At 62.9% G+C, this 17,544-nt stretch carries 17 protein-coding genes; 8 read left to right on the top strand and 9 right to left on the bottom strand.

Features of this window, described 5'->3' with window-relative positions:
* The first annotated feature begins 18 nt into the window (after nt 1–18).
* A complete protein-coding gene (locus MESS2_RS19325) occupies nt 19–1,119 on the top strand; it encodes an ABC transporter ATP-binding protein (RefSeq protein ID WP_008876106.1) in 1,101 nt (366 codons plus the stop codon).
* A gap of 43 nt (nt 1,120–1,162) precedes the next feature.
* On the opposite strand, the gene MESS2_RS19320 is transcribed toward MESS2_RS19325, so the two are convergent.
* The 7 genes from MESS2_RS19320 to MESS2_RS19290 form a co-directional block, all read right to left on the bottom strand.
* Nucleotides 1,163–1,843, bottom strand: a complete 681-nt coding sequence (locus MESS2_RS19320) for a GntR family transcriptional regulator (RefSeq protein ID WP_157357769.1) — start codon at nt 1,841–1,843, stop codon at nt 1,163–1,165.
* A 253-nt stretch (nt 1,844–2,096) separates the two neighbouring features.
* Nucleotides 2,097–3,734 (bottom strand): choline dehydrogenase, encoded by a 1,638-nt coding sequence (locus MESS2_RS19315; protein WP_008876103.1) that lies wholly within the window; start codon nt 3,732–3,734, stop codon nt 2,097–2,099.
* Nucleotides 3,735–3,777: 43 nt separating this feature from the next.
* Entirely contained in the window at nt 3,778–5,277 is a 1,500-nt protein-coding gene (locus MESS2_RS19310) for an aldehyde dehydrogenase family protein (protein ID WP_008876102.1), read from the bottom strand.
* Nucleotides 5,278–5,372: 95 nt separating this feature from the next.
* Nucleotides 5,373–6,284 carry a dihydrodipicolinate synthase family protein gene (locus tag MESS2_RS19305; RefSeq protein ID WP_008876101.1) on the bottom strand — a complete coding sequence of 304 codons (912 nt, stop codon included), beginning with the start codon at nt 6,282–6,284 and terminating at the stop codon, nt 5,373–5,375.
* 110 nt (nt 6,285–6,394) lie between these two features.
* Entirely contained in the window at nt 6,395–7,477 is a 1,083-nt protein-coding gene (locus tag MESS2_RS19300) for a Gfo/Idh/MocA family protein (RefSeq protein WP_008876100.1), read from the bottom strand.
* Nucleotides 7,470–8,054: a DUF1349 domain-containing protein gene (locus tag MESS2_RS19295; RefSeq protein ID WP_008876099.1), complete on the bottom strand. Its 585-nt coding sequence runs from the start codon at nt 8,052–8,054 to the stop codon at nt 7,470–7,472. Before MESS2_RS19295 ends, MESS2_RS19300 begins: the two co-directional genes overlap by 8 nt.
* Nucleotides 8,055–8,147: 93 nt before the next feature.
* Nucleotides 8,148–9,176, bottom strand: coding sequence for a proline racemase family protein (locus MESS2_RS19290; protein WP_008876098.1), 1,029 nt, complete (start codon nt 9,174–9,176; stop codon nt 8,148–8,150).
* 422 nt (nt 9,177–9,598) lie between these two features.
* On the opposite strand from MESS2_RS19290, the gene MESS2_RS19285 reads away from it, so the two are divergent.
* The 7 genes from MESS2_RS19285 (at nt 9,599) to MESS2_RS19255 (ending at nt 15,801) form a co-directional block, all read left to right on the top strand.
* Nucleotides 9,599–9,829 carry an AbrB/MazE/SpoVT family DNA-binding domain-containing protein gene (locus MESS2_RS19285; RefSeq protein WP_008876097.1) on the top strand — a complete coding sequence of 77 codons (231 nt, stop codon included), beginning with the start codon at nt 9,599–9,601 and terminating at the stop codon, nt 9,827–9,829.
* Nucleotides 9,819–10,226, top strand: coding sequence for a PIN domain-containing protein (locus MESS2_RS19280; RefSeq protein WP_008876096.1), 408 nt, complete (start codon nt 9,819–9,821; stop codon nt 10,224–10,226). Before MESS2_RS19285 ends, MESS2_RS19280 begins: the two co-directional genes overlap by 11 nt.
* Nucleotides 10,227–10,512: 286 nt before the next feature.
* On the top strand, nt 10,513–11,856 hold the full coding sequence (locus tag MESS2_RS19275; RefSeq protein WP_008876095.1) for an extracellular solute-binding protein: 1,344 nt from the start codon (nt 10,513–10,515) through the stop codon (nt 11,854–11,856).
* A 115-nt stretch (nt 11,857–11,971) separates the two neighbouring features.
* Nucleotides 11,972–12,910, top strand: a complete 939-nt coding sequence (locus MESS2_RS19270; RefSeq protein ID WP_008876094.1) for a sugar phosphate isomerase/epimerase family protein — start codon at nt 11,972–11,974, stop codon at nt 12,908–12,910.
* On the top strand, nt 12,907–13,836 hold the full coding sequence (locus MESS2_RS19265) for a carbohydrate ABC transporter permease (protein ID WP_008876093.1): 930 nt from the start codon (nt 12,907–12,909) through the stop codon (nt 13,834–13,836). Before MESS2_RS19270 ends, MESS2_RS19265 begins: the two co-directional genes overlap by 4 nt.
* Nucleotides 13,836–14,729 carry a carbohydrate ABC transporter permease gene (locus MESS2_RS19260; protein WP_008876092.1) on the top strand — a complete coding sequence of 298 codons (894 nt, stop codon included), beginning with the start codon at nt 13,836–13,838 and terminating at the stop codon, nt 14,727–14,729. Before MESS2_RS19265 ends, MESS2_RS19260 begins: the two co-directional genes overlap by 1 nt.
* Before the next feature lies 1 nt (nt 14,730).
* Nucleotides 14,731–15,801, top strand: coding sequence for a Gfo/Idh/MocA family protein (locus tag MESS2_RS19255; RefSeq protein ID WP_008876091.1), 1,071 nt, complete (start codon nt 14,731–14,733; stop codon nt 15,799–15,801).
* 36 nt (nt 15,802–15,837) lie between these two features.
* Here MESS2_RS19255 and MESS2_RS19250 read toward each other — a convergent pair whose 3' ends face one another.
* Both MESS2_RS19250 and MESS2_RS19245 read right to left on the bottom strand, forming a co-directional pair.
* Nucleotides 15,838–16,644: an SDR family NAD(P)-dependent oxidoreductase gene (locus tag MESS2_RS19250; RefSeq protein ID WP_040593526.1), complete on the bottom strand. Its 807-nt coding sequence runs from the start codon at nt 16,642–16,644 to the stop codon at nt 15,838–15,840.
* Entirely contained in the window at nt 16,641–17,495 is an 855-nt protein-coding gene (locus MESS2_RS19245) for an NAD-dependent epimerase/dehydratase family protein (protein WP_008876089.1), read from the bottom strand. The genes MESS2_RS19250 and MESS2_RS19245 overlap by 4 nt, the downstream gene beginning before the upstream one ends.
* Nucleotides 17,496–17,544: the final 49 nt, after the last annotated feature.

Genomic DNA, 17,544 nt, shown 5'->3' with positions numbered 1-17,544 from the left:
CCAGCACCGGAGGGTCCGATGGCCGCCATCGAGCTGAACAAGGTCGTGAAAGCCTATGGAGGCGTGCGAACCGTTCACGGGATCGATCTCTCGATCAAGGACCATGAATTCGTCGTTCTGGTCGGTCCTTCCGGCTGCGGAAAGTCCACCACGCTGCGCATGATCGCGGGATTGGAGACGATAACGGACGGCGAGATCAAGATCGGCGAGCGGCGGGTCAACGACCTGTTGCCGGGAGAGCGCGACATCGCCATGGTTTTCCAGAACTACGCGCTTTACCCGCACCTCTCGGTCGAGGACAACATCACGTTCGGGTTGCGTTTGAAGAAGACGCCGCGTGGCGAAATCCAGACGCGACTGACTGAAACCGCGCGGATCCTGGATATCGAGCACCTGCTCAAACGCAAACCAAGGCAACTCTCCGGCGGGCAGCGCCAGCGCGTTGCCATGGGGCGCGCGATGATCAGGAATCCGGCGGTCTTTCTTTTCGACGAGCCGCTCTCGAACCTCGACGCCAAACTCCGCGTCCAGATGCGCGCCGAGATCAAGCAGATCCACGAAGCGGTGCCGACCACGACCGTCTATGTCACGCATGACCAGATCGAGGCGATGACGCTTGCCGACAGGGTCGTGGTAATGAATGCCGGCAGGATCGAGCAGATCGCGCCGCCGCAGGAGCTATATCTGAGGCCCGCGACCAAGTTCGTGGCCGGGTTCATCGGATCGCCGGGCATGAATTTCGTCAGCGCGACGCTCGAACGAAACGCAGATCAGTTCAGCGGCGTCCTGTCCGATGGCACACGCCTCGAACTGCCGGGCGACGTCACCAGATTCGCCGATGTGGCGGGACAGGTCGTTGACCTCGGCATCCGGCCTGAACATCTGTCGCCCGGCGCAAAAGGCGACCAATCTGGAAACAGGATCAACGCCACCGCAGGCCTCGTCGAACCTCTTGGAATGGATACGCTGGTTCACTTCACCATCGCTGGCACGAAGGCCGTCGCGCGTGTACCGCCCGATGGTTCCTTGCGACGAGGAACCGAACTTCCCCTCTTTGTCGACCCACAGGACATCTATGTCTTCGACCGCCAAAGCGGCGACACTCTGCACGGTGAATAAGGGACTGCGAACGGGGCCGGAATAGAAAAAATCCGGGACAGGATCAGCCGGCTGCCTCGCCCCGCTTGAGCTGACTGACGATCTCTTCGGCCGCGTCGGCGACATGCTTCTTGAGCAGCCTCGAGGTTTCGACCGCATCACGCAGGCGATAGGCTTCGAAGATGTCGCGATGCTCCTGCAGCGCCTTGGTCTGGGCCTTCAGCGGTTCGATCTGCAGGCGCAGATAGCGATCCGCCGAACTGTAGAGCGTTTGCAGCACCGCCATCGAACGCGGCCGCATGGAGGGATCGAGCAGCGCCGTGTGGAACGCCCAGTTGAGACGGCTAAGTTCCTTCGGATCGCCCCTGGCAATAGCAGCCTCATAATCCTGAAGCGCCCGCTCGGCGTTGGCGATATCCTGGTTGGACATGCGCGCGATGGCCTTCTTGACGAGGAAGGGCTCCAGCAGGAGCCGTGCATCGAAAAGGTCGATCGCATCGTCGGCCGACAGATCGGAGACGACCGCGCCGCGATGCGTCCTGATGACGACAAGACCCTCCGCTTCCAATTGCAGAAGCGCCTCGCGCACCGGAATGCGGCTGACACCCAGCTCGGCCGCTATCGCTTCCTGACGAATCTGATGGCCGCCCGGATAATCGCCGCCGATGATCTTGGCGGCGATATATTCCGCGACCATCGCGGTGACGGTCTGGCGCTGCAACAGAGGCTTGGGCGAAGTCGACATGGCAGGCATTTCCAGAATCGCTTTATCTATTGGGCTATCGTATCCAATATTTCATTCCGATCCAATCCAGCCTTCCGATCGAGATGCCTGGCAAAGGCTTTGTCATGCATGTCGTTGCCCAAAACCGCTACACACTTTTGGGCGACATGCATTACAGCGCCGCGCGTCCTTTCGGACGCGCAAAGGACGCTGTAACACTTTGATTTGCGCATGATCCTTTCCGAAAATCGATTCCGATTTTCGGGGTCATGCGCTAGTGCCGATCCGCGTAGTCGACGATCTGTGGCGGCAACGGCGTGCGCCCGCGCACGCGGTCGACAAGCTTTTCCGCAATCATCATGGTCGGGCAGTGCAAATTGCCACTGGTGATGCGCGGCATGACCGACGCGTCGATGACACGCAGCCCCTCGGTATCGTGCACCTTGCCGTCGGCGTCGACGACCGACATGTCGTCGACGCCCATCCGGCACGTCGAGCAAGGGTGGTATTGCGTGCCGAGATTGTCCTTTAGCCAGGCAAGCACATCGGCGTCGGGCATCGTCCTCAGCCCCGGCGTCAGGGCTTGCCCGCGCATGCCGTCCCAGGCGCGCTGCCGGATGATCTCGTCGGTGTGGCGCACGCCGTCGATCAGATCCCGCTGGTCCTGCGGATGGGCGAGATAGTTGGAAATGATCGACGGGTGGGAGCGCGGATCGGCCGATTTCAACGTCACCGCGCCCCGGCTCTTCGGCCGCATCAGGCAAGTCTGGTACTGGAACCCTTCTTCGATGTTGACCTTGCCATGCATCAATTCGCCCAGCATCGGCAGAAACTCGTGCTGGATGTTGGCATAGTCGACGGCCGCGCTGCTCCTGAAGAACGTGCCGACCTCCCAAAGATTGGTCACGCCGAGACCGGAGCGCAGAAACAGCCATCGCGCCCCGATCAGGCCCATCTTGAACATGTTCAGGTCCATGGCGGGGGAAACGCCCGGGCGCGACGCCCTGTAGCGAACCGAAACGGCGACGTGGTCGACGAGGCCCTTGCCCACGCCCGGCACGTCCGTAACCGACTTGACGCCAAGTGCGCGCAACTCTTCGGAGGGACCGACGCCGGACAAGAGCAGAAGCTGCGGCGAGTTGAAGGCGCCGCCGCACAGCACCACCTCGCGTCCGGCCTCGACAGTGTGGGTCGCGCCGTCAACCTCATACGTCACGCCGACGGCGCGCTTGCCGTCGAAGTCGATCCGGTGCACCAGCGCGTTCAGCTTGAGGTCGACATTGCCCTTGCGTAGTGCCGGCCTGAGATAGGCCCTGCCGCCGCTTGCCCGCACGCCCCTGTCGATATTTGCCTGGTAGATATGGACGCCTTCCTGACGGTAGGCATTGTAGTCGGGATTGAGCGGATGGCCCGCCTGCTGGCCGGCCTCGATAAACGCCGCGAAGACCGGCAGATCGCCTTTAAGCGTCGTGATCGCAATCGGCCCATCGCCGCCGCGATAGATGTTGGCGCCCTTGTCGTAGGTTTCCAGCCGCTTGAAATAGGGCAGGCAATGCGCGAACGACCAGCCCGGCAGCCCGTCCTTGGCCCACGTATCGAAGTCGCGCGGATTGCCGCGCACATAGACCATGCCGTTGAGCGAGCCGGAGCCGCCCAGCATTTTGCCCCTGACATGCGTGATCATGCGCCCGCCGAGCGCCTCTTCTGGTCCGGTCTCGAAACTCCATGTCCGGCGCTGGTCGGTCAGCGGGTAGGACATGGCGGCCGGCATGCGCACATAGATGGAATTGTCGCTCGGGCCGGCTTCCAGAACGAGAACGCGAACGCTCCGGTCCTCGCCAAGCCTGGCTGCGACGATCGAACCGGCGGCCCCCGCCCCGACAACGATGTAGTCATACGCCTTGGATGCCATATCGAACTTACCTTGACTTGCCGGGCCGAACACAGGCCAGCCTTTATGTCGCCCACCAGATGCTTTTGGTCCGGGAATACTGGTCGAGCGAATGAATGCCCTTGTCCTTGCCGCCGAAGCCGGACGTCTTGAAACCGCCGAACGGCGTGGTGAAATCGCCTTCGCAGAAAGCGTTGATCGCCACGAAACCCGCATCAAGCGTGGCGGATGCCTCGCGAATTGCCTGGGGATTCTCGCCGAAGACATAGGCGCTGAGGCCATATTGCGTATCGTTCGCACTGCGGATCGCGCTGTCGAGATCGTCGTAGAACCTGACGGAGAGAACCGGACCGAAGATCTCCTCTCTCCAGGCATCGGCGCTTTCGGCGACATTGAAGAACACGACCGGCTCGACCATGCGCGGCGATGCGCCTTTGGTTTTGGCGGCCGACACGCTGAAATCATTGTTGCGCTGCTTCTCGGTGTCGATGGCGCGATTAACCTTGGCCGCGTGGGCGTCGCTGACCAGCGGCCCGATGCGCGTGGCCGGATCGAACGGATCGCCGATCGGCCATTCTCTCATCTCGGCGGCGAGCATGTCGCGAAGATCGCCTTCCAGCGCGCGCGGCGCGAGAACCCTCGATATGGATGAACAGAGCTGGCCGGAATTCATCAGAAAGCCGGTCGAGATGTCGTCGGCGAAACGGTCGAACGACTTGACGTCAGGCAGGACGATGGCGGGATTCTTGCCGCCGCATTCCAGCGAAATTTCCTTCAGGTTCGAATCGGCCGAATAGCGCAGGAAACGCCGTCCCGTGGCGGTCGAACCGGTGAAATTAATCGCCGAAACATGATCATGCAGGCCCAGCGCCTTTCCGGCAACCGCGCCGGTGCCGGGGACGACATTGATGACGCCGGCCGGAAATCCCGCTTCGACCGCGAGTTGGGCCAGCCGCAGCGTGGTGAGCGGCGTATCGTCGGCCGGCTTGCAGACGACGGTGTTGCCGGCGGCCAGAGCCGGGCCGATCTTCAGCGCCAGCGTGGTCAGCGGGTAGTTCCAGGGCAGGACGATGCCGACCACGCCCTGCGGCTCGCGCACGATCTGGCTGAGCACGCCCTTGCGGCGCCCCGGGCTGAGATCATAGGCGGTCTCCGTCAGGCTGGCATACCAGCGCAGCACGCCGACCGTCGTCGGCACATCGTCATTGTAGGAATGAAGGATCGGCTTGCCGACATCGAGGCTCTCCAGAAGCGCCATTTCGAGCCAGTTTCTTTCGATCGCGTCCGCCAGCGCCCGGATCAATACCGCACGGCCATCGTGCCCCATGGTGCCCCAGTCCGCCTTCAGCGCCGCGCGGGCGGCCTGCACGGCAAGATTCACTTGCCTCTCGCTGGCAAAGGCGACTTCGCTGATCGTCTCCCCGTCGAAGGGAGACATGATGTTTGCGATGCCGGAGCCGCCGTCGCGGGAAAAGCCGTCGCCGATCCAGGCCGAATCCAGCCGCCGCGCCGTCGCGCGGACCTGCTTCAGGTCGGACACGCCGAATGTGGGAATCTTATGCATGCAACCCGTTCCTGGCGCATCCGCTGGCCGCGTCCTCTTGAAAGCGCGACCGGCGATGCGGAGTTTTCCGATAGTGACCTGAACGTCTCCGCGGATCAGGCAGCCCGGCGCGATTGCGTCTGCTTGAGCTCTTCGATCGTCGCCTTGATGGTGGCGATGACGCGCTCGCGCTCCTCACCGGCCAAGGGCAATCGCGGCGCCCGGGTCCATTCCGGCGCGCCACAGACAAGGTGCTCGGCCATCTTGATGTACTGAACCAGCTTCACATGCGTATCGAGATGGAAGGACGGCGTCAGGATGCGATAGAGGTCGCGTGCCTTGGCGAAGTTGCCGGCCGCGCACAGGTTGAACAACTGGACGCATTCCTTCGGCCAGGCATTGGTCATGCCCGAAACCCAGCCCGTGGCGCCGAGCGACATGCTTTCGACGATCTGGTCGTCGACGCCGCAGAAGATATCGAAGCGGTTGCCCAGTTCGATGAACATATCCGTGACGCGGCGCACGTCACCGGTCTCTTCCTTGACCGCCACGATGGTCGGGCAATCGGCCAGCATCTTGAGGACGGCGGGCGTGACATCGACGCCGTAGGCGATCGGGTTGTTGTAGATCATGATCGGCAGGTCGCTGGCGCCGGCGATCGCCTTGTACCATTCGGCCGTCTCGCGCGGGTCGGTCTTATAGCCGAGGCTCGGGAACACCATCAGGCCTTCGGCGCCGTAATCCTGGAAGGCGCGCGCGCCGGCGATCGCCCCCGCGGTCGAGATCTCGGCAAGGCCGGAGAGAAGCGGAACGCGGCCGGCGACGACCTCCCTGGCGGCCCGGATGACGGCTTCCTTCTCCCGCGGCAACAGCGAGGCATTCTCGCCCAGCATCGGCAGGACGATGATGCCCGAAACGCCGTTGTCGATCAGACGGTTGATGCTTGCCTGCGTCGCTTCGAGATTGATCGAACCGTCCTGGTCGAGCTTGGTCGTAACCGCCGGGAATACCCCCTGCCAATGCGTCATCTTCTGGTCTCTCCTTGGACTCTCTTTCCGCAATAATGTATCCAATCTACAATATTCTATCCGAAAGTCCACTGTGAAATCCGCGTTGCGGCAGCGCCAATATGGGCATGTCACGCCACCGGAACGGGCGGATTTTCCTCGAAGCGTGGCACGGACACACGCACCCCCTCTTGTGCCGAGCGCCTGACGGCCAGCGCCGTGGCAAGCGAGGCGACCCCGTCCCAACCCGTCGCCGCCGGACGATCGCCATGAAGCACGGCGGCATCGAACTGGGCGATCGTGGTGGCGTAAAGGTTGGCGGGCTCGACCGGGATTTCCGTCATCTCGGTGCCGCGGCGAACATAGACACGACCGGACGGCGCCTCATCCAGGATGCCCCGGCCATAGACCGAGCCCTCGGTGCCATGGATCTCAAGCGCCGTCTCGTGATGGGCGAAGACCTGGCCTTCATGCATGTAGGCAATCAACCCGGAAGCGAAGTTGACGATGGACTGCACCTGGTCCTCCACGCCATTCTCGCCGATCAGGCTGCTTGCCTTCATCGACATGACCTCGACCGGTTCGTCAGCAAGCACGAAGCGCAGAACGTCAACATTGTGCACGGTCAGGTCATAGATGACCCCACCCTGCGCCTTGTCCTTCGTACGCCACGTCTGCAATTCCTTGGGAAGGTACTCGCAATACATCACACGCGCGGCAAGCGGCCGGCCGATCTGGCCTGTCAGCACCAGGTCGCGGATAGCTCTGTGCGTCGCTGCGCCACGCATATGATGGTTCGTCGCCAGGACGACGCCGGCGCGGTCGCAGGTCCTGGCCATCTCGACGGCATCATACAGCGTCAGCCCGAGCGGCTTTTCGCAAAGCACATGCAGGCCGGCCGCCGCAGCCTCGAGCGTGTCGTCGCGATGCCTGTCATTGTTGGTCGAAACGTAGACCGCGTCGATCGCGGTTTCGGCTAGAAGCGATTTGAGGCTTGTCGCGGATACCGGAATCCCGAGATCGTCGGCGAAGGCACGGCCACGGGCAGCACTGCGGCTGACGACCGCCACCAGTTCCGCATCCGGCACGGACTGGATTGCCCTGGCGACCCAGGAGCGGGCGATCTGGCTCGCCCCCACGATTGCCCAGCGGACCTTGCCCGCATCCCGGCGCGCGCGGCCCGCAACTGGTCCTGCTTGGGGCGCCTCAGTCATGGAGTTCCCTCGAAATCGCCGGGCCGACCGAAAAATCGCTGAATGTGACCTCGAAGCCCTCGCGTTGCGGCGAGCAGCACATCATGCCGACATCGACCGTTTTCGAGGGCGGGAAATAGGCAAGCCGCACCGGCTTCCAGTGGCCGTCGGACGCATCCAGATATTGAACGCGGATCGCTTCGGCGTGGCGGGTCAGGCGGATCCTGATGCCGTCCGGACTTGCCGGAATGCTGACCAGCGACCAGTCGGACGCATCGTTGGTCACGACGACGGAAAAATACATCAGCCCGTCGGTATATTCGATGCCGGCCTTGACCCAGTGCGTCTCGCTCAGCCGCACCATCAATCCGGCCTGGTCGTAGAGCACCTTGTAGTCGCCCTTGATCGTGACCTCGGCTGTGAAGTCGCCCTCGACCTGGCGATACAGGAAATGACCGTTGTCGCGCCAGAAATCGTAGAATGTCTCGCGCCAGAAATCAGTCTCCTTGCCGGTGCGCACCTGCAAAGTGTTGTCGCCGAATGCGTGATGCGGCGGCGGGTTGAGCCAGGTCAGGCCGGTATTCCCTAATGTCGTCATCGGTTTGTTTGCCTGTCCGGTTCGTGTTGCGTGATGGTCTTGCGCAGTATGATTAGCCGGCGAAATATACCGTAGTTACCTGAACACCGGCGGTTATCTGAACCATGTGTCCGACAGCCTATAGCCCTCGGGGAATGGATCCTCCGGATCCACCCCGTAGTGGCTTACTCCGGTCAGCCAGGCGCGCCCGGAAACCTCAGTAACCACCGCAGGAACACTGCCAGCCATGGCCGGCCCAACGATGCGGCAATCGAAGACGGTGTCGAGTATCGAGGTGTGCCGGAACTTCTCGCCCACAGCGAGGTCGCCGCGCGCATGCAGCAAGGCCATTCGCGCGGAGGTTCCCGTGCCGCAGGGGCAGCGGTCGAGCCGACCGGGAGAAACGACCACGGCATTCTTCGAGGTCTTCACTCCATCGACGATCCGCAGCGGGCCAGCGAATTCCGTCTGGTTGATGGTGTTGATCGACGGGTTTTCCGGATGGATCGAGGGAAGCTGTTCGGCGGCAGCGGCTTTAATGCGCTCGCCCAGCCCGATCAAGTCGCGCGCCTCATCGCGGGCCAGCGTGACGCCGACGTCCTGCGCATCGACGATGCAGTAGATCATGCCGCCATAGGCGACATCGACCCGCAGCGATCCCAGCCCGGGCACCTCGACCATGCGGTCGCGATGCATGACAAAGGACGGGATGTTGCGGAATGTGATGCGGCGGCACTTGCCGCCGCTGCAATCCGCCTCGACCTCGACGAGGCCGGCCGGCGTGTCCACCCTGACGATGGTCCTGGCGCCGCGCATCGGGATCATGCCGGCCTCTAGGGCGACCGTGACCGTGCAGATCAGGTTCGAGCCCGACATCGGCACAAAATAGTCCGACTCCATGACGATCATGCCGATATCGGCATCGGCGCGTATCGGCGGCGTGATGAGGTTGACGGCTGCGTTGACGCTGCCGCGCGGATCGAACAGCAGCATGTTGCGCAACCAGGCGCTATCGCGTTCCAGCGCCTCCATGCGCTCGAACATCGTCGCACCACGCGGCGGCAGGACGCCGCCGGTGATGACCCGGCCCACCTCACCCTCGGCATGGGCTCCGACGACGGTAATAACGCGATCCAGGTTCATTGACGGGCATCCTTAGATTTGCGACGCAGCTGCCGGCGGATACGGCCCCTTCGCAGAGGGTTTCAAAGCAGAGGGTTTTCAAAAAATTGCATCCAATATACGGAATTAATAGCGTGTTGGTTTTTTGTCAACCTGCATCGGGGGGCGCGGCGGGGCAATCGCATATGGCAGCGCCTGTCCCCACTCCGGCCGCTGCGCGGCCACCTCTCCCCCATGACATGGGGAGAGGAAACCCAGGCCTTTCAAGGCCGCGACCACGGCGATTGGCGTTTCCTCTGCCCCACTTTGTGGGGGAGAGGTGGCTCGGCGAAGCCGAGACGGAGTGGGGGAGCGCCATATGCGATTGCCCTGGGGGGCGCGGTCTTGAAACCAACCTCCCATGGATATACATACCGCCTGACGTATATCCAAAGGAGAGTGTGATGCAGGTCGCCAAGTGGGGCAACAGCCTCGCCATCCGTCTTCCCGCTGCTGTGGTCGAAGCTCTCGAACTCAGGGAAGGCGATGAGATTGAAATCCATATCGCCGATGCCCGACGGCTCGACGTCGCGCGCAAGCCTGGGCGCGAGGAATTGCTGAAGCGGCTTCGTGCCTTCCGCGGTCGCCTTCCCGCCGATTTCAAGTTTGACCGGGATGAGGCGAATGCCCGGTAGCTTCTTCGACACCAATGTTCTTGTCTATATCGCGGCGGGCGATCCCGTAAAAGCCGACCAGGCGGAGATGGCCATCGCCGCTGGCGGCGCGATCAGCGTGCAGGTTCTCAACGAACTTGCCAATGTCGCCCGCCGCAAGATGCGGCTGTCATGGATGGAGACCCACATGTTTCTGTCCACGCTACGCGGCCTGCTGACCGTCCATCCCGTCACCATCGAGACGCACGAGACAGGGCTGGCGCTGGCCGAGCGTTACGGTTTTTCCATCTACGACGCCATGATCGCCGCCGCAGCGCTTCACGCCGGCTGCGACACACTTTGGTCGGAGGACATGCAACATGGCATGGCGCTCGACGAAGGGCTGCGTATCGCCAATCCATTTCGGCCAGGCGCCTGAGATAGCGACCCGAAATCTCCGGTCGGCCAGTCAACGACAATGCCCCGCAGCGGCGGCCGAGGTCGCAGCACTCAACCGAACGAGTCCGAGATTCAGCAACCGGACAGGGCGAGCCGGCCGACGCGGCAATCTGTGCGCGTATCTGCCCAACTCCGACCTTGGGATTGATCAAACAACAGGCACATCTTCCGATTGACAAAATTCTAAACAGGCGACCAAGATCATATGACCATCAACGATCTTGGTCCCGAGGTTGCCCCTCGGCATTGGCGTAAAGGAGAGCCAGATGCCCGTTCAGCAGAGAGTGACCCATCGTTCAAAACAAAGCCCCGCCATCCTTGCCGCACTGCTCAGCCTGAGCCTGATCGCGATGCCCGGCACCGTCCTTGCCGATGGGATCACCCTCAAGGTTTTCGGCGGTTCGGCCCTCGACCAGCTCGCTCCGCGTCAACCGCCGGACGAGCAGAAGAAGATTCAGCAGCAGGTCATTGACGGCTTCCTCAAAGCCAATCCCGACGTCTCGGCGGTCGAGTGGGACGCGCAGGGGCCGCAGACCGATTCCATCCAGCGGGTGATGACCGCCAAGCTGGCCAGCCAGGAAATGGACCTGATCGCCTGCCCGGCCTTCTACACCAATGGCGCCTATGTCCGGCGCAAGCTGGTGATGCCTATCACCGACAAGATCAAACCATTCCAGGACAGGATCGATGCCGCGGCACTCGGCGCGTTCACGATCAACGGCCAGGTCTATGGCGTTCCCATCTCCACCCTGTCGACATCGACGATCTTCTACAATGTCGACCTCTTCCAGAAGCTTGGCATCAAGGCGCCGCCGACCTATGCCGACCTGAAGGCGGCCGTGCCGAAGTTCAAGACCGAAGGCGTGATCCCGCTGTTGCATCAGGGCTCGAACACCGTCATGTGGCCGATGTGGTATTTCGAGACCTTTTCGCAGGCTTCGGGCGACCCGATCGGCAAGACGCAGAAGAACCTGGAAGGCACGGCGAAATTCACCGATGCGCCTGACGTCGAAGGGTTCAAGCTGATCAAGCAGTGGGTCGATGACGGCATCCTTTCCAAAGATTCGCTTTCCGTCGACCAGGACGGCATGCGCGCGGCTTTCGCCGCCGGCAAGAGCGCCATGTATTATGGCGGCACCTGGGAAATCCCGTCGCTCCAGACGAGCGTCAAGGACTTCAAATGGGGCGTCTTCGCCTTTCCGAAAATGGACGGAACGCCGGGCGCGCCAGGCCATGGCGGCGGCGCCGACAACGGCATCTGCGTGGCCTCGTCGATCCCGCCAGAGAAGCTCGACGCGGCCATCAAGTTTGTCGAGTATCTGACCCGGCCAGAGGTGGCGACGCTCTATCTTGCTCCGGAGCAGCCGATCGCGGCTTCGATCAAGGGCGTGCCGCAGGTTGACGACGCCTATGCCGTCGAGCTGCGCAAGGAAGCCTTCCCGAGCACGATCAAGTTCCTCGACTGGATCTGGCCATCGGAAGTAGCGAGTGCCACCGCCTCGGCAATCGCCGGCATCGTCGGCGGCACGACGACGCCAGAGGATGCCGCGGCCTCGATCCAGACCACCTTCGACGACCTTAGGGCGCAGGGCAACTGGCCGCCCAAGTGAAGTCGCCTGCAGGCGAGTGCGCATCCAGCCGGGCTGATGCGCCAGGCATGAAAACTAGCCATTGAACAAGGAGGCCGCCCGTCTCGGGCTGCCTCGCTTACCGGAGACAAGGGACATGACGACAAATCGCGCCGAGCGGCAGCGCTTCTCGATCGGCTATCACCTGAACAGCTGGGACCTGACCGGCCTTCCGCTCAGACCGGCCATGAAATTCCTGGCCGATCAGGGTTTCGGCTGGTTCGAGATCCTCGCCTTCACCAGCCTCTCGGACCAGTACGCCCGCAAATACATGCAGCTCGGCAATCAGGCGCCGATGGGAGTCACGACCGATACCGACATATTGCGGCGCTACGCGCTGCTCTCGGAAGGCCAGAGCGAGTATGGCATCAAGCTCTCCTCCTTCTATGTGAACGCGATCTTCACCAACCCTGTCGCCTGGCCCTATGAGCGCGATGTGCTTGTCGCGCTGACCAGGATGCTGAAGGGTTTCGGCTCACCGGTGCTGGTTCTGGGCGGCGGCCCGTCGGAAGCCATTGCCGGCCCTCACACCGCCGACGACTACCACGCCTTTTGCCGCGCGCTCGAGGATATCGGCAAGCGGACCAAGGACCTCGGCATCGAGACGGTCTATCACCCGCATCTCGACACCTTCATCGAACGCCGCGACCAGCTCGACCGGATGATGGATGAACTCGATACAGACCTTGCCGGCCTCTGCATCGATCCGGCGCATCTTGCCCATACCAACTCCGATCCGGTCGATGTGGTCAGGACCTACATCCCGGCCGTGCGCTACATGCATTTCAAGGACACCAAGGTCGATCCGGCGCTGAAAGGCTACGACCGTTACGGCGCCTTTTGCGAGCTCGGCGCCGGTGTCGTCGATCTCGCGGGAATCGTCGACGTGCTGCTTGAAGCGAACTACGATGGCCTTGCCATCATCGAACTGGACGCTTCGAAGAAGACGGCCGAGCAGAGCACGCTGGAGAGCATCGCCTATATCGGCGACACGCTCGGGCTGGTGCTGACGCCGAAAACCGCGAAGGCCGCATGAGCACGCGACCGCAAGAGGCGGCTCCTTCCACGAGCCGTTTCGGGCGCTTCGTTTCAGGCGATGGCGCGGTGGCCTTCGTCATGATCCTGCCGGCCGCGATCCTTTTTTGTCTGTTCTACCTCTGGCCCTTCGTCAACGGTTTCTGGCTCAGCCTGCACAATTGGGACGGATTCTCCGACCCGACATGGGCAGGCTTTTCCAACTATCAGCGCCTCGCGCACGACCGCATCTTTCTCGGCGCGCTGCGCAACAATCTGATTTTCGTCGTCGCCGTCGTCGTGCTCAAGAACGTGCTGGGTCTCGGGCTGGCGCTGCTGCTCAACCGGGCGCTCATCGGCCGCACCTTCTTTCGCGCCGCCGCCTTCATCCCGGTGACGATGTCCTTCGTCGCCGTCGGACTGCTCTGGTCCTGGATCTACAATCCGGTCTTCGGGCTGCTCAATGGCGCGCTCGATCTTTTCGGCCTCGGCGGACTGAAACAGTCATGGCTTGGCGACGCCAATATAGCGCTCTATTCGATCATCGTCGTCGATGTCTGGAAATGGCTGGGCTTCCACGCCGTCATTTATCTGGCGGGGCTGCAGACGATCCCGTCCGAGCTCTACGAATCGGCGAAGATGGACGGTGCGGGACCGGTCCAGCGCTTCTGGCATGTCACCTTGCCGATGATGATGCCGATCGTCTTCATCAACACCATTCTCGGCCTTTCCGGCGCCTTCGTTCGCAACTTCGACATCGTCTATGTCCTGACCAAGGGCGGCCCGAACCACGCCACCGAGGTCGTGCTCACCTACATGATGAGCAAGGCCTTCCAGGACGGCGCCATGAGCTATGCCGCGGCCATCGGCTACGTGCTCTTCCTGATCGTCGGGCTGGCCAGCGTCGGGCTGCTCGCCCTGATGCGGCGGCAAAGGCTTGACGTCTGATGAGCGGCGCGGCCAACCCTTCTCTTTCGCTTGGCAACGGTATGGCCAGCCATCGCCGCCGCCTCGGCGCACGCGGCATTCTCGAACTCGTGAGCATCTATGCCGCGCTCGTGCTCGTGCTCATGGAGACGATCTATCCGCTGCTTTGGGTGCTGTTCGGCTCGCTCAAGACCAAGCAGGAAATGCTGAGCAACATCTGGGGGCCGCCATCGAGCCTCGTGTTCCAGAACTATGCCGATGCCTGGCGCATCGCCGGCATGGGATCGCGCATCGTCAGCAGCGTCTTCGTCACCGGTTCGGCATTGATCATCCTGGTCGTCGTGGCGACGCCCTGCGCCTATGCGCTGGCGCGCCTTCGTTTTCGCGGACGCGGCCTTGTGCTGGCGGTGGCCGTGGCGGCCATGCTGGTGCCGCCGCAAGTCATGGCCATTCCGCTGTTCATGGTGGCGCGCGATCTCGGCCTGATCAACAACCGGCTCGGCATCGCCTTCGTCTACGCCGCGACCTCCCTGCCGCTTTCGGTCTTCATCCTGCGCAGCTTCTTCGTCACGTTGCCCGCCGATTTGGAAGACGCCGCGCGCGTCGATGGCGCCAGCCGGCTGGCGATCCTGATCCATATCATGCTGCCGCTGATCCGGCCGGGCGTGGCGCTGATCCTGATCTTCGGCTTCATCGAGATCTGGAACGATTTCTTCCTCGCCTTCCTGCTCCTGCGCGACCCGTCCGTGCAGACCATTCCGCTCGGGCTGGTCAGCTTCTTCCAGCAATACGACTCGCTCTGGACACTCTATTTCGCCGCATTGACGATCACGACACTGCCGGTGATCGTCGTCTTCATCGCCATGCAACGGCAGTTCATCGCCGGCCTGACGGCCGGCGCCGTCAAGGGTTGACATGCAGGATCGCGTTATCGGCGTTGGCGTTATCGGTTGCGGCGAGATCGCCCAGTTGATGCACTTGCCCTATCTCCAGGAATTGCCTGCGTTTCGCATCGCCGCGCTCTGCGACATCTCACCCGGCACGGTCGACAAGGTCGGGGAGCATTATGGTGTCGCGGCCCGCTATACCGACCATCGCGCCCTGCTCGCCGATCCTGATATCGACGCCGTGGTGATCTGCACCTACGACCATGGCGAGATGGTCACTGATGCCATCCGCGCCGGCAAGCATCTGATCGTCGAGAAGCCGCTTGCCTTCACACCTGAGGAGGCACGCCCGCTGGTCGAGCAGGCCGAACGCAGCGGCCTCGTTGCCCTTGTCGGCTACATGAAACTCTACGATCCAGGCTATGAGATCGGCCTCGAGCGCATCGCCGCCATCGGCAAGCCGAAGTCGATCCATGTCCACGATTTCGCCGGCCGCTTCGACCGCTACGGCAAGCTCTATACGCAGACCCGCATCGCCGATGTGCCGGCCGATCTGCTCGCGGCCGGGAGAGACGCCGTCGCACGACGCGTCGAGGCGGCACTGGGGCCGGAGCATGCCGGCTATCGCGACCTCTATCTCCTGCTGCTCGGCCTGAGCAGCCACGATCTTGCCGTCATGCGCGGCGCGTTCGGCACCCCGAGCCGCGTCGTGCACGCGCAGCAGACCGGCCCGAACCAGCTTCTGGCCGTGCTCGACTATGACGGCATCCCCTGTATCTTCGACATGGCGCTCGCCCAATATGAATGGTGGGACGAATGGATCCATGTGCATGGCGAGCGCGACGAGGTGCGGATCGATTTCCAGAACCCCTATTTCCGCAATGCCTCGGCGATCGTGCGGGTGCGCGAAGCGGCCGGCGAGACGGCATCCGAACGCGTGATACCGGGCATTCCCGACACCGCCTTCCGGCGCGAATGGCTGCATTTCGCCGACTGCATCCTGGCGGGTGCGACACCGCGCACGCCGCTTTCGGGCGGGCTTGCCGACCTCGATCTCGCCGTCCAGATCATCCAGGCAATGCCGCCAAAGAGGCTTTGACGCGACTGCGCCAGCCCCAATGACACGGTATATGTTTTACCTGAATTTCGGAAACGCGCCGCCGGCCGGCGCGTTGGCCCAGCTCTGCAAGGTCTGGCCGCCGTCGATCAGCCAGTCCGCGCCGGTGACATGCCTGGCCTCGTCGGAGGCGAGGAAGGCCACGGTGGCCGCGACATCGTCCGGCTGGCCGATACGGCGCAACGGGATGCGGTCGGCGAAATGCTGGACGCTGCTCTTGAAATCGCCGTCGCCGGCCGCCGGCACGCCGAGCGTCGTCTCGATCACGCCCGGGCAGATGGCGTTGACGCGTATGCCGTAGGGCGCGGCATCGAGTGCTGCGACCCGCGTCAGCCCGATCACGCCATGCTTTGAGGCGACATAGCCGGCGCCGCCGGCGAGCACGTCCCAGCCGGCCATGGACGAGCCCATATTGACGATCGAGCCGCCATTGCCGGCCGCGATCATCGCCCGAAGCGATGCCTGCAGGACGAGGAACATGCCGCGCAGATTGATGCGGATGATCGTGTCCCAGTCCTCGACAGGCAGTTCGTGAACCGGCGCGACGGCGCCGGAAATGCCGGCATTGTTGAAGACGGCATCGAGACCGCCGAAGGTCTCGACTGTCGTTGCAACGGCACGCCGCACGTCGGCTTCATCGGTGACGTCGGCTTCGATCGCCACTGCGTGCTCGCCCAGAGCCTGAGCCAGTTGCTGCGCCGCCTCGGCGTTGCGGTCGACAATCGCGACCTTTGCACCCTCATCGAGGAAACGCCTTACCGCCGCACTGCCGATCGCACCGGCGCCACCGGTGACGAGCACGCATTTTTCGTCGAAACGCTTCATTTTCCAGACTCCGGCTGGGGATAGGAGCGCCACGAATGGCTGGGCTCGAAGCCGATCGTTTCGCGGGCATGGTTCGTGTCGAGCACGGCGCCATGGCCGGCGATCGGCCGCGACAGCGGGACATCCGGATAGACGCGGCGCACCAGCGGCTCGGTTTCCTCCTCCATGAAAGTATCGGCGGCGCTGAGCAGTACGCGGAGATGGCCCGCGCCTCTCCATTGCAACGCCCGCAGGAAGCCCTGGCCCGCGTCGCGCGCGTCGAGATAGCTCCACAGGTCGCGGGCACTGTCGGCGGTGGCGCGGCGCGGGCCGACACCGGCGAAGAAGGTTTCCGGGGTCTGGATCCAGGGCATGCGGAGGCTGACGGCCGAAAAAGCGCCGCGGCGCACCGCCGCGTCGACGATTTCCTCGCCGAGCCATTTCGACAGCGCGTAAGGATCCTGCGCGCCGACGGGATGGTTCATATCCACGGGCAGATAGGGTGGGCGCACGGTCTTCTCGAAGAAAGGATAACCGAAAACGCTGAAGGACGAGGCGTAGACGAAGCGCCGGGCGCCAGCCATGGTGGCCGCCTCGACGACATTATAGGCGGTCGCGACATTGGTCTTGAACACCTCGCCGCCGGCCCGTCCGGTCGGGCGCGGAATGGCCGCGACATGGACCACCGCGTCGCAATCGCGTACCAGTTGCAGCGCCGATCCCAGATCGGTCAGATCCGCGGTCGCATGCCGCCACGGCACGGTGCCAGGCGCGACGGCATCGATACCCAACACATCATGACCGGCAGCGGCCAGCGCTGCCGCAACATGGCGGCCAAGCAGACCGCTGGATCCGGTAACGATTGTCCTCATGGCTCAGCCCTCCGCCCGGCAAAGTCTGGCGAATTGAATATCATTGATG

It is taken from the genome of Mesorhizobium metallidurans STM 2683 (genome assembly GCF_000350085.1).
In the GTDB taxonomy this organism is placed as follows: domain Bacteria; phylum Pseudomonadota; class Alphaproteobacteria; order Rhizobiales; family Rhizobiaceae; genus Mesorhizobium; species Mesorhizobium metallidurans.
The sequence above is the reverse complement of the archived record's forward strand: the minus strand, read 5'-3'. Positions and strand labels throughout refer to the sequence as shown.